At 73.7% G+C, this 12,925-nt stretch carries 9 protein-coding genes; 6 read left to right on the top strand and 3 right to left on the bottom strand.

Going from position 1 to position 12,925, the window contains the following annotated elements; translation table 11 throughout:
- Positions 1-51: 51 nt before the first annotated feature.
- Positions 52-1,593: an LVIVD repeat-containing protein gene (locus IE200_RS10120; RefSeq protein ID WP_191279336.1), complete on the top strand. Its 1,542-nt coding sequence runs from the start codon at positions 52-54 to the stop codon at positions 1,591-1,593.
- Positions 1,594-1,623: 30 nt separating this feature from the next.
- Here IE200_RS10120 and IE200_RS10115 read toward each other — a convergent pair whose 3' ends face one another.
- Positions 1,624-2,253 (bottom strand): hypothetical protein, encoded by a 630-nt coding sequence (locus IE200_RS10115; protein WP_191279335.1) that lies wholly within the window; start codon positions 2,251-2,253, stop codon positions 1,624-1,626.
- 121 nt (positions 2,254-2,374) lie between these two features.
- On the opposite strand from IE200_RS10115, the gene smc reads away from it, so the two are divergent.
- The 5 genes from smc to ftsY all read left to right on the top strand — a co-directional run bounded on the left by smc (position 2,375) and on the right by ftsY (position 8,797).
- Positions 2,375-5,935, top strand: coding sequence for a chromosome segregation protein SMC (gene smc, locus IE200_RS10110; protein ID WP_191279334.1), 3,561 nt, complete (start codon positions 2,375-2,377; stop codon positions 5,933-5,935).
- A complete protein-coding gene (locus tag IE200_RS10105; RefSeq protein WP_191279333.1) occupies positions 5,932-6,393 on the top strand; it encodes an acyl-CoA thioesterase in 462 nt (153 codons plus the stop codon). Before smc ends, IE200_RS10105 begins: the two co-directional genes overlap by 4 nt.
- A 103-nt stretch (positions 6,394-6,496) precedes the next feature.
- Complete coding sequence (locus IE200_RS10100) at positions 6,497-6,673, top strand: hypothetical protein (protein ID WP_191279332.1); 177 nt, start codon at positions 6,497-6,499, stop codon at positions 6,671-6,673.
- A 63-nt stretch (positions 6,674-6,736) separates the two neighbouring features.
- Positions 6,737-7,648 carry a methyltransferase domain-containing protein gene (locus IE200_RS10095; RefSeq protein ID WP_191279331.1) on the top strand — a complete coding sequence of 304 codons (912 nt, stop codon included), beginning with the start codon at positions 6,737-6,739 and terminating at the stop codon, positions 7,646-7,648.
- 12 nt (positions 7,649-7,660) lie between these two features.
- Positions 7,661-8,797 (top strand): signal recognition particle-docking protein FtsY, encoded by a 1,137-nt coding sequence (gene ftsY, locus IE200_RS10090; protein ID WP_191279330.1) that lies wholly within the window; start codon positions 7,661-7,663, stop codon positions 8,795-8,797.
- A gap of 50 nt (positions 8,798-8,847) precedes the next feature.
- On the opposite strand, the gene IE200_RS10085 is transcribed toward ftsY, so the two are convergent.
- Positions 8,848-11,646, bottom strand: coding sequence for a glycosyltransferase family protein (locus IE200_RS10085; protein ID WP_191279329.1), 2,799 nt, complete (start codon positions 11,644-11,646; stop codon positions 8,848-8,850).
- Between the two features lie 180 nt (positions 11,647-11,826).
- On the bottom strand, positions 11,827-12,786 hold the full coding sequence (locus IE200_RS10080) for a rhamnan synthesis F family protein (RefSeq protein ID WP_229856368.1): 960 nt from the start codon (positions 12,784-12,786) through the stop codon (positions 11,827-11,829).
- Between the last annotated feature and the right edge of the window lie 139 nt (positions 12,787-12,925).

Below are 12,925 nucleotides of genomic sequence, written 5' to 3'. Positions count from 1 at the left end.
GGCCGGCGGACCCGGGCATAACCAGCCCGCCCCGCGGGTCGTTGGACGTGCATGCGCCCCACGTTCGTACGCCTGCTCGTCGTCGGCGTCCTCGCCCTCGCGCCCGTCCTGGGCAGCACCGCCGCTCACGCCCACGGTGACCGTGAGCGGGCGGAGCGGATGGCCCAGACCTACGACGCGGGCATCACCGTGCCGTTCGTCGCCTCGCCCAACGTCCGCCTCGCCGCGGTCCGGCCGGGGAGTGCCGGGATCTCCGGGTGCTTCCTGCACTCCGCGCCCTACTTCGTGATGTCGGGGCTCGACGACATCACGGTCTACGACGTGAGCGATCCGGTGTCGCCGCGCGAGGTCGGCTCGATGCCGAGCGCCCAGTTCGAGAACGAGGCGATGAACTGCGGCGAGCGCAAGGTCTCCCGCACCCGCACCGACCGCTTCGCCATGATCGGGGTGGACCTCTACCAGGCGTCCGCCGACGACCTCGAGCACGTCAACGACCCGGTCACCGGCGACTACGAGCTGGTCGTCGTCGACGTCAGCGACCCCACGGACCCGCACGTGCGCTCGCGCGTCGCGTCGACGACCAGCACGCACACGGTCACCTGCATCGACGGCACCGACTGCCGCTACGCCTACTCCGCCGGGGACGACTCGGAGGTCGCCGGCCAGGGGAGCTTCTCGGTCTTCGACCTCACCGACCTCGACGCCCCGGTCGAGGTCGACAGCGATCCCACCACTCCCGGCACCCAGCCGTTCGGCTCCGACGCCGTCGGGTGGGGTGGGCACAAGTGGAACGTCGACGAGGCCGGGTACGCCATCCACACCGGCGCCGGCGGGTCGTACGTCTTCGACGTGCGCGACCCGCTGGACCCGGTCGAGGTCGCCAACACCGGTGCGGCCGGGGACTCGGCCCGCGACGGTGCGGTCAACCACTTCAACGACTTCATCCACCACAACAGCCACCGGCCCAACGCGAAGGCCTTCCGGCCCGACGCGCCTCCGTCGCTGGCCAACGGGAACGTCCTGCTCGTCACCGAGGAGGACTACGAGGACCCCGACTGCTCGACCGCCGGCTCGTTCCAGACGTGGCACGTCAAGCGACTCGACGGCTCCGACGGCTCGATCGTGCCGCTCGCCAAGGTCGAGCTCGCCGACCTCGGCACCTACCCCGTCCCCGCTGGCGCCTTCTGCTCCGCGCACTGGTTCGACGTCCACCCGAGCGGCATCGCCGCCGTGGGGTTCTACGGCGGCGGCACGCAGCTGATCGACGTCACGGACCCGACGAAGCCCGTCAGCCACGGCTTCGCCACCTGGGGTGCCTCGGAGGTGTGGGACTCGATGTGGGTCCCGGCCTACAACCGCAAGGGCGTCGCCACGTCCCAGAGGACCAACCTGGTCTACTCGGTCGACCTCGTGCGCGGCCTCGACGTCTACGTCGTCGACGTGCCGGGCGACGGCATCGGCACGCTGCCGTCCGTGGAGCCGCCGGCCGGCGTCACGGGTGCGGCGATGGTGCCCGGGACCGTCCTCGGCGGCAGCGTGATGATGGCGCTGCTGCTGCACAAGCGGCGCCGGCACCTCGTCGCCCGGGCCTGAACACGTCCGACCCGCTCGGCCCGCCTGCGCTCAGCCGAAGCGCTCCGCCGCCAGCTCGCCGAGGGCGACGACGTCGTCCTTCGGGGGACGTACGTCGGTGAAGCTCACGTCCAGGACCGACACGGTGCGACCGACACGGACCGCCAGCACCCGGCGCCAGTCGGCGGAGCCGCGCTGGAACCAGCCGATCAGCATCCCCGCGGACTGGTCCCCGACGCGCGGGGGGAACCAGGCGCGGTTCTTGAGGCGTACGTCGCCGCCCTCCCCGTCGTCGGTGTCGACGTCACCCACGCACCGCGCGCTGAAGTGGCGGTAGCGCCGGAGGAGGTCCCTGGCCTCCCGCACCGAGGCGAAGCGGACGACGTTCTGGTCGATGAGCGACACGGAGCGGCGGCGGACCTCGGGCGACACGCTGCCCAGGATCCGGCTGGTGCCCCGGACCAGCAGGTCCTGGTCGTCGCAGCCGCGCGGTGCGAAGAGCGGGGAGCGAAGCACGATGCGTGACGGGTCGCGCATGTCGGGATGGACGCTGCGGTAGTCGGCGACCGTGAGCAGGTCGTCGCGGGTGACGGGCGCGGGCGCCGGCGCCGCCGACGAGGGGGCGAGCTGCGCCAGGACGGAGAGCAGGACGGACACCGGGGCGAGGGCGGTTGCGCGCATCGCCTCAGCATGGCGGCGTGCCACGCCCGCGCGCAACGGCCTCCGCGGGCGGCCGGTGTCGTAGGGTGAGCGGCGCTGAGCTTCCCCAGTCGTCAGTCTCCACACCGGTGAGGAGCCCGCGTTGTACCTGAAGAGCCTGACCCTCAAGGGGTTCAAGTCCTTCGCCTCCTCGACGACCATGCAGCTCGAGCCGGGCATCACCTGCATCGTCGGCCCCAACGGGTCGGGCAAGTCCAACGTCGTCGACGCGCTCGCGTGGGTGATGGGGGAGCAGGGGGCGAAGAGCCTGCGCGGCGGCAAGATGGAGGACGTCATCTTCGCCGGCACGTCGGGACGACCGCCGCTGGGCCGTGCCGAGGTGCAGCTGACCATCGACAACTCCGACGGCGCGCTGCCCATCGACTACGCCGAGGTCACCATCAGCCGCACGATGTTCCGCAACGGCGGCTCGGAGTACGCCATCAACGGCAGCGGCTGCCGCCTGCTCGACGTGCAGGAGCTGCTCAGCGACTCCGGCATCGGCCGCGAGATGCACGTGATCGTCGGGCAGGGCCAGCTCGACTCGATCCTGCACGCGACGCCCGAGGACCGGCGAGGCTTCATCGAGGAGGCCGCCGGGGTCCTCAAGCACCGCAAGCGCAAGGAGAAGGCGCTCCGCAAGCTCGACGCCACCGACGGCAACCTCACCCGGTTGGCCGACCTGCTCTCGGAGATCCGCCGCCAGCTCAAGCCGCTCGGGCGGCAGGCGGAGGTCGCGCGCCAGGCGCAGACGGTGCAGGCCGACGTGCGCGACGCGCGTGCGCGGCTCCTCGCCGACGACCTCGTCACCGCCCGCACCGCCCTCGAGTCGGAGATGGCCGACGAGACGGTGCTCGTCCAGCGTCGCGAGCAGGTCGAGGCCGAGATCGCCGCCGGGCGGGAGCAGGAGGCCCGCCTCGAGGCGACGCTGCGCGAGGACCTGCCGCGCCTCGCCGCAGCCCAGGAGACGTGGTTCGCCCTGTCGGGGCTCAAGGAGCGGCTGCGCGGCACGGCCTCGCTCGCCGACGAGCGGATCCGCAACGCGGCCGGTGCGGCCGACGGCGACACCGTCGACTCCGGGCGCGACCCCGACGAGCTCGAGGCGCAGGCCGAGCGCGTACGCCGGCAGGAGGCCGAGATCGCCGAGCAGGTCGCGGCCGACCGGGCGGCGCTCGACGCGGCCGTCGTGGCCAAGCGTGCTGCCGAGGAGGCCGCCGCCGCCGAGGACAAGCGCATCGCGGGACTGCAGCGCGCGGCCGCCGACCGCCGCGAGGGCCTCGCCCGCCTCACCGGCCAGGTCAACGCCCTCACCTCGCGTTCCGAGGCCGCCGACGCCGAGATCCAGCGGCTGACCGACGCCCGCGAGGAGGCGGTCGCCCGCGCCGAGCGTGCCCAGCGCGACTTCACGGCGCTCGAGACGAAGGTCGCCGGGCTCGACGCCGGCGAGGAGGGTCTCGACTCCGAGCACGAGGACGCCGTGGCCGCGCTCGACGAGGTCGACGAACAGCTCGCCCGGGTCCGGGAGGACGCCCAGCAGGCCGATCGCGACCGGGCCGGGCTGGTGGCGCGGCGCGACGCGCTCGAGCTCGGGCTCAACCGCAAGGACGGTGCCGGCGCGCTGCTCGCCGCCACCGACACGGTCGGCGGCCTGCTCGGGTCCGTCGCGGCCCTGCTCGACGTGGACCACGGCTACGAGACGGCGGTCGCGGCTGCCCTGGGCTCCGCTGCCGACGCGGTCGTGGTCGCCGACGCACCGGCCGCGATCGGTGCCATCGAGCACCTCAAGGACGACGACCTCGGACGCGCCGGCCTGGTGCTCGGCGGCGCGCCCGCTGCGGAACGTGACTGGCCCGGACTGCCCCACGGGGTGGCCTGGGCCGTCGACGTGGTCTCCGCGCCCGACGCCGTACGGCCCGCGCTGGCGCGGCTGCTGCACAAGGTCGCCGTCGTCGACGACCTCGGCGCCGCCCGCCGGCTGGTCGAGGAGCTGCCCGACGTCGTGGCGGTGACGCGCGAGGGCGACCTTCTGGGCGCCCACTTCGCCGCCGGCGGCTCGTCCAGCCAGCCCAGCCTCATCGAGGTCCAGGCGGCCTTCGACGACGCCGCGACCAAGCTCGCCGAGGCCACGGCCGCCTCGGAGCGGCTCGGCTTCGAGATCTCGCGCCTCGAGGCCGTGCGCCACGACGCGCTCAAGCGCGTCGACGTTGCACTGGCCAAGCTGCACGAGTCCGATGCGACCCTGGCCGCGGTGGCCGAGGAGCTCGGCCAGTACGGCTCCGCGGCCCGGGCCGCCAAGGGCGAGGCCGAGCGGCTCGAGCGCGCCATCACGACCGCTCGCGAGGCGCGCGAGAAGGATCTCGCGGGTCTGGCGGAGCTGCAGGCACGGCTGGCCGCCGCGCAGGACGTCGAGGAGTCCGACGACGAGCCGGACACCGCCGAGCGCGAGCGGCTCGCCGAGGCCGCCCGGGAGGCGCGACAGGGGGAGATGGACGCGCGCCTCGCGCTCCGTACGGCCGAGGAGCGGGCCCGTGCCCTGCACGGGCGCGCCGACTCCCTGCTCCGCGCCGCGCAGGCCGAGCGCGAGTCGCGGGCGCGCGCCGCCGAGCGTCGCGAGCGGCTCCTCCGGGAGGGCCGGGCCGCGCAGGCGGTGGCGGTCGCCGTCCGGGTGGTGCTGCACCAGCTCGAACGCTCGGTGATGCTCGCCGCCGACGAGCGCGCGGCGGTGGAGGAGTCCCGGCGAGGGAGCGAGGAGCAGCTGATGACCGTGCGCTCGCGGCTGCGCGACCTCGGGCGCGAGCACGACGAGCTGGTCAGCTCGGTGCACCGCGACGAGATGGCCCGCACCCAGCAGCGCATGAGGATCGAGCAGCTGGAGGAGCGCGCGCTCGAGGAGCTGGGCCTCGACCCCGACGGCCTGGTCGCCGACTACGGCCCCGACACGCCCGTCCCGTTCGCCGGGCAGGTCCCCGACGGCGAGGAGCCGCCCGAGCCGGTCCCGTTCGTGCGCGAGGAGCAGGTCAAGCGGCTCCGGGCGGCGGAGCGCGCGCTGTCGATGCTGGGACGGGTCAACCCGCTGGCGCTGGAGGAGTTCTCCGCCATGGAGGAGCGCCACAAGTTCCTCACCGAGCAGCTCGAGGACCTCAAGCGCACCCGCAAGGACCTCCTGGACATCGTCCGCGAGGTCGACGCGCGCGTCGAGCAGGTGTTCACCGAGGCCTACGCCGACGTGGAGAAGGCCTTCGACCAGACCTTCGCGCGGCTCTTCCCCGGCGGCGAGGGCCGCCTGGTGCTGACCGACCCGGGCGACATGCTCACCACCGGTGTCGAGGTCGAGGCCCGCCCGCCCGGCAAGAAGGTCAAGCGCCTGTCGCTGCTGTCGGGAGGCGAGCGCTCGCTCGTCGCGGTCGCGTTCCTGGTCGCGCTGTTCAAGGCCCGGCCGTCGCCGTTCTACATCCTCGACGAGGTCGAGGCCGCGCTCGACGACACCAACCTCGGTCGGCTGCTGGAGATCTACGAGGAGCTGCGCGAGAACTCCCAGCTCCTCGTCATCACCCACCAGAAGCGCACCATGGAGGTCGGCGACGCGCTGTACGGCGTGACCATGCGCGGCGACGGCGTCTCGGCGGTCATCAGCCAGCGTCTGCGCGATGCGGAGCCGGCATGAGCCACGACCGCCCCGCCCGGCCGACCAGGGCCGACTACGTCGCCTGGCGCACCGCCACCACCAGGTGGCGCGACGACGACGCCTACGGCCACCTCAACAACGCCACCTACTACGAGCTGTTCGACACGGCCGTCAACGCCCACCTCTACGAGGCCACCGGGCTCGACGTACGGGCGCTGCCGCAGATCGGGGTCGTCGCCGAGACCGGGTGCCGCTACTTCCGCGAGATCGGCTTCCCCGACCCCGTCGAGATGGGCCTGGTGGTGGACCGGGTCGGCACCAGCTCGGTCGTCTACCGGATCGGCCTCTTCCAGGGGCCGTCCGACGAGGCGGCCGCCGAGGGGCGGTTCGTCCACGTCTACGTCGACAACTCGCGCGGCGCGGGCGAGCGGCCCGTGACCCCGATCCCCGACGTCGTGCGCGCGGCCGTCGTGCCGCTGCTCCGCCCCGAGGGGTGAGGGGCCTCACCCCGACGCGCCGCAGGGCGTCGCCGGTTCTCCCCGCGCCCGGTCGGTGTGGCACGGTGGGCGGGACCCGCCCGGCCCATCTCGGAGGAATCCCGTGCTCGCGATGATTGTGATGATGACCCTCGGCGTGCTCGTCGCCGCTGGCGTCGCCGTGTACGTCGCCTACCCCCACCGTGGCCAGGAGATGCCCGTCGCCCCGCAGCTCGGCAACGCCATGCGCAAGGGCGTCGACGCGCTCCCCACGCTGGAGGACTCCGAGTCCCGGGTCTGACGATCGTGCCGCCGTACGGCGCGGCACTCCGCATCGGGCGCGTCGAGGGCTAGCGTGCGAGGCGTGACCGGCTCACGCCACGACGTCCACAAGACCTACTGCGCGGCCTGCGGGGCCATGGTGTCCCGCGCGTTCCGGCCCGGCCCCGACGGTCGCCCCGGTGCGACCTGCCCGCGGTGCGGGAGCCTGGAGCGGCACCGCTTCCTGTCGCTGCTCCTCGGCGCGCTCGCGCCGGACCTGCGCGACCTCGACACCGTCGTCGAGATCGCGCCCTCGCGACAGTCCACGCCGCTGCTCGACCGACTCGACGCCCGCCGCAGGGTCCGGCTCGACCTGGGCTGCGACAAGCGGGCCGTCGACGCGCTCGCCAGCCTGACCGCGCTGCCGCTGCGCGACGCGTCGGTGGACCTGCTGGTCTGCTACCACGTGCTGGAGCACGTGCCCGACGACTGCACCGCCATGCGCGAGATCGCCCGCGTCCTCAGCCCGCGAGGCATCGCCCTGCTCGAGGTGCCGCTCAGGAGCGGCACCGTGACCGAGGAGGACCCCTCCGCCCCGCCCGAGGACAGGGTCCGCCGCTTCGGCCAGGCCGACCACGTGCGGTGGTACGGCGACGACTTCGACTCCCGGCTCGCCGCGGCCGGCCTGTCCTCCGTACGGGTCACCCCGCCCGCCCTGGTCGGCGAGGCCGCGGTGTCGTGGTTCCACCTGATGGCACACGAGGTGGTCTGGGTCGCGCGGCCCGGCAACACCTGCGGGACCCCGGTGCTGCCGGAGAGCGGGTCCGGCCTGGCCGCGGCGTTCGACGCGGTGCTGGCGGACCTCGCGCGGACGGAGGGCCGCCTGGCACGGGCACGTACGCGGGCCGAGCGGCTGGCTGCCGAGCGCGACGCCCTCCGGGCCCGGCTGGCGGCCGGACAGCCGGGCTCGGAGCACCGGATGCTCACCCGCCTGCGTCGCGTCGCGCACCTCTGATTGGATTGGCCCATGGGTGACTGGCTCTATCTGATCATCGCCATCGCGGTCGTCGGCGTGCTCACGCTCGCCGGGCTGCTGACGTCGGGGCGTCGACGCAAGGTCGAGCCGCCGCGCGGATCGACCGAGGTGATCGTCCCGCCGCCGACCGAGACGGAGACCGCCACCGAGGCGCCACCGGCGCCTGCGGTCGACACCGCTGAGCCTGCCGCGCCGACCCTCGAGAAGCCGGAGCGCTCGGCGACCCGGATGCAGCGGCTGCGCGAGCGCCTCTCGCGCTCGCAGGGCGGGCTCGGACAGGGCCTGCTGTCGCTGCTCAGCCGCGACCGGCTGGACGAGGACACGTGGGAGGCGATCGAGGACACCCTCCTCACCGCCGACGTCGGCGTCGCGCCCACGCAGGCACTCGTCGAGAAGCTGCGCACCCGCCTGCGGGTCGAGGGCGGTCAGGCGCCCGACCCGCGCACGGTGCTGCGCGAAGAGCTGATCGAGCTCGTCGGCACCGACCTGGACCGGCGGGTGAAGGTCACCGGCGCCGACGGCAAGCCCGGCGTGGTGCTGGTCGTGGGTGTCAACGGCGCCGGCAAGACCACCACCGTCGGCAAGATCGCCCGGATCCTCGTCGCCGAGGACCTCACGGTCACCCTCGGCGCGGCCGACACCTTCCGCGCCGCTGCCGTCGACCAGCTGGCCACGTGGGGCGAGCGCGTGGGTGTCGAGGTCGTCCGCGGCCCCGAGGGCGGCGACCCGGCCAGCGTCGCGTTCGAGGCCGTGAAGCACGGCGTGGACAACGGCGTCGACACGGTGCTCGTCGACACCGCCGGACGCCTCCAGAACAAGGCCGGGCTGATGGACGAGCTCGGCAAGATCAAGCGCGTCATCGAGAAGCAGGCCGACGTCACCGAGGTGCTGCTCGTCCTCGACGCGACCACCGGTCAGAACGGACTGATCCAGGCCCGCGTCTTCAGCGAGATCGTGGACGTCACCGGCATCGTGCTCACCAAGCTCGACGGCTCGGCCAAGGGCGGCATCGTGGTCCAGGTCCAGCGCGAGCTCGGGGTGCCGGTCAAGCTCGTGGGCCTCGGTGAGGGCCCCGACGACATGGCACCCTTCGACGCGTCGGCGTTCGTGGACGCGCTGCTCGGCTGACCACTACCCGTGCGGCGAGCGTGACGGGCAGGAAGTGCCCGGCGGGGTTGTCAGCGGCGCGCGAGGAGCCGGCGCACGGCGTCGTCGACGAGCGTCTCGGCACGCTTGTCGAAGCTGTGCTCGGCGATGATCCGGTGCGCGATCTCACGACGGGTCGCGTTGTCGGGGAACGCGTCGTACGGCGGCTGGGCCAGTCGCGCGAGCTCGTGCTCGTTGTCGAACGGCAGCGCCAGGCCGGAGAAGATCTCCTCGAGGCCGTCGATCCGGTCGCTGAGGATGCGGGCACCGCACGCGGCCGCGTCGAAGAGCCGGTTGGAGGCGAAGCTGTCGCGGCGCATGTCGAGGTGGTGGTCGTTGAGCACGATCCCCGCGGAGGCGTACAGGACGCCGACCTCACGATTGTCGACGCCGCCGGAGGCGATCTGCTCGCGGTCGACGAACTCGGTCCAGTCGTTGCCGTGGAGCGTCAGGTCGGCGCCGATCGCGAGCGCGCTGCGCACGGCGTAGCGGTAGACGCCCCGGGAGTTGCCGACGAAGAGCAGCGCGGGTCCGGTGTCGGGCTCGGCCCGGTCGGGGTGGAACCACCGGGTGTCGGTGCACTGCAGGAGCGGCTCGATCGGCGTGCCCCACTCGCGGCTCGTCCGCCCGGCCCAGCTGGTGCTCGCGGCGTAGACGAGGTCGAACCCGGCCACCTCGTCGGCGGTGATCATGTCGGGGTGGCTGATGATCCACTCGACGTTGAGCAGGCCGGGGCGCGGGGCGACCCGGTCGAGCCCCCGCAGCACCAGGAGCACGTCGTCATGGTCGCGGGAGTCGCGCTCGCGGGCGTCGCGCCGGTCGACGGCGACGTGCTGGCCGCGTCGCTCGAGGGCGTCGGCGAGCGATCGCGCGAAGTAGGTGTCACCCCACCGGTCGCCGCGCTGCGCGGCCGGGGCGGCGATGTCGATCGCCCACCTCAGCCGCGGCGGCGTCTCGTGGATCCCCTCGATCGCCCGCACGACGAGCTCCGGCACCAGCACGGCCGGGGCGTCGCGGTCCTCGGGGTCGGCGCTGACCCTGCGCTGGCGCTGGTCGGTCGCCTCCAGGCCGGCGACGCGCAGGAGCTCCACTGAGGCGTCCGGCGGAGGCGTGGCGCCTGCCTCCACGGTGGAGCGCAGCGACGACAGGGCACCGATGAGCTCGTCCGCGCTCGCGTACGGGGTGCGCGAGGTGATGACGGCGTCGGGTACCAGCGCCGAGCCGCCCAGGCCTGCCTGCCGGGCCCGCAGCCCGAGGTCGGTCTCGGCGAGGACGGAGTGGAAGCGCGCACCCAGCCCGCGCAGCGCGACGGCCGTCTCGGTGCGCAGCGCGACCAGGGGCGCCGCCGGCGCGGCGACGGCGCACCGCCCGATCCGTACGGCGTCGCTGCTGGGCAGGCCCGAGAGGAACAGCTCCGGGTGCGGGCTGGCGGGGTCGAACCGGGCTCCGGCGCTCAGCACCACGCCGTCGAGGTCGACGACGAGCGGCTGCGCGACGGCGACGTCGTCGTCGCGGACGACCTCGGCCAGGTCCTGGGCGATCGGCTGCCGTGGCGGCATCGCCTCCGGGCGGACGAGCAGCACGGTGGCGCCGGTGGCCTCGGCGATGCCCACGTTGGTGGCCGCGGACGTCGAGACCGCGGCCGGCACCGATACGAACCGGGCGTTGGCGATGACCGCGGCGATCGAGGCGGCCAGCACGTGGTGCGCGCGGCGCAGCCGTACGCCGACCAGGATCAGCTCGGACCCGTCACGGGGCACGGCGCCCAGCCACTCGACCGTGCGACGCGGCTCCGACCCCACCGGCATCACGTGGGTGACGAGCCCCTCGTCGGTCTCGCGTGCGGCCGCGGCGTCCCAGTCCACGAGCTGCCGCTCCAGGGCGACCGACGTCCAGTCGTCCGCGAACCCCGGCTGCGGGGCGTCGGGACGCCTGAGCGCCGGCACGTCGACGGCCAGCGGCTCCTCGTCGCGGGTCAGCCGGAGGAGCAGGTCGCGCTCCACCGCGCCGCCCAGGCCCTCGTCGAACCCGCCGACGTCCTTGACGGCGTCTCGGCGCACCAGCGCCGTCGCGAGGTCCACCGGCCGCCCGGTCCGGATCTCGGAGCGGGAGCGGCCGACCGCCCCGGTCCCGGCCAGCACCACCGACGCGCCCGTGTGGTGGGCATGGGCGAGCAGCTCGGCCAGGGTGTCCGGCAGCCACTCCCGCCCGAGGGGCAGGAAGGCGACGTGCTCGGCGGTACCGTGCTCGAGTGCGACGTTGAGGGCGCGGGCCTCGCCGCAGCGGCCCTCGCGGACGAGGGTGACCCGGTCGTCGAAGGCGGCCACGCCCTGGAGCACGGCGGCGGTGTCGTCGTTCGATCCGCGGTCCACCGCGACGAGGTGCCAGTCGGTGAAGGTCTGGGCCTGCAGCGACGCCACGGTCCGGTGGACCAGGGGGCCTGCGTCCTGCGCCGCCATGACGACCGTCACGGCGGGGGAGGTGCCGAGCCTCGACGGCAACGCGGGCGCCGGTCCGACGAGGTCGGGGCGATCGCGCACGACCTCCTCGCGCCACTGCGCCGCTGCCTCGATCGCAGCGGTTCGGTAGGTGGACCACGACACCTTGCGCGGCAGGATCCGGGTCGGGAGGGGCGTGCCGGGGGCGGCCACCGACAACCAGTAGGACAGCGCGCCGTAGGGGTGGTGCCTGGCCTCCGGGTGCGCCGCGAAGATGATCCGCGGGTCGACCAGCGGGTGGGGGCGATGCGGTTGCGACGGCGGCGCTCCGAGACGTACCAGAGCACGGGGTGCTGGCCCAGCCGCTGCCACGACCGCCTGCGCCCGATCCACTGCGCCTCGAACAGCGGGTGGGGGGAGACGTCGCCTGCGAGCACGACCGCGCGGGCGGCCTCGGCGTCGGAGCCGAAGGAGACGCCGAGCTGGGCCGCGACGTAGTCGGCGTCGACCAGCCCCGCCTCGACCATGACCTGCGCGGCGTCGTCGAGTCGCACCTGACCCTGCCGGCGACGGTCACCGCGCATCGGAGTACCTCACGCGGGGGAAGAGCGGCTCGAGGGCGAGCGGCGTGGCCAGCAGGCGCTCGGTGTCGCGCAGGGGGTAGTACTGCGCGGTCTCCTCGAGGAACTCGCGCACGCCCTCGAAGCGGTGCGGGAAGCGGCGCTCGCACAGCTCGAGGAGCCGTTCGGCATCGAGGTTGTAGGGGTCGTAGCGCAGGGTGTCGATCTTGACGTAGGGCAGCCGTGCGTTGTCGAGGACCCGGTCGGCGAGGCTGCGAGCGGGGTTCCACGGCTCGTTGGCGCGCTCGCGCCACTCACGGACCTCCGCGCGGGTGCGCGGGAACGTCGAGCGGTGCGCGGCCCACCAGCGCATCCGCTCGCGGGCGATCCGCCGGTCCTCGGCGGTCTCGACGAAGTAGGTGTCGGAGGCGAAACCGGCGTCGTAGAGCCGCCGCGACAGCCCGATCTCGTAGCGCCGGATGACCTGCCGACGCCTCGAGATCGGCTCCATCTCCTCCCAGAAGCTCGTGAAGGCGTGCGAGGAGACCACCCACGGCCGGAACGCGACGAAGAACGACTGGATGTGCGGCGCGAGGCGCTCGGCAGCGGTCAGGCCCCAGAAGTCGCACGGCCGCGTGGCCATCGCGTCGAAGACGGGGTCGTAGGAGTCGAGCGCGAAGACATAGGTGTCGTTGCAGACCACCACCTCGTCGTACGCCGTGAGGTCCCCGGCGGCGTCGAGACCGACCTTGTAGCTGAAGAAGTCGTAGCCGTAGTTGGCGCGCTCGACCACCGTCGCGCGCTCCTCGAGCCAGGCGCGCGCGGAGTCCTGCAGGCTCGCGGTCGTGCACACCAGCAGGGTGTCCACCGACGCGGCGAGCGCCTCCACCTGACCTCGCACGTGGGGCCGCAGCTCTCCCGCGACGTCGTAGTGCGCCATCACGGCCAACCTCGACGGACGCAGTCTGGACACGGCCGAACACTAACAAGGCGCGATCCGGGGCCTGTCCGTTCACACACCCGTAACACGCGGCCCGATTCCGTTGCCTGCGCGCAACATCCGTCGCCGCCGTGCGAAACCTCCTCCCCGCAGGCTTCGGGACGACGCGTGA

Source organism: Nocardioides flavus (ex Wang et al. 2016), from assembly GCF_014653115.1.
GTDB lineage: Bacteria > Actinomycetota > Actinomycetes > Propionibacteriales > Nocardioidaceae > Nocardioides > Nocardioides flavus.
Note: the sequence above shows the minus strand (reverse complement) of the source record. Positions and strands in the feature narration are given on the sequence as shown.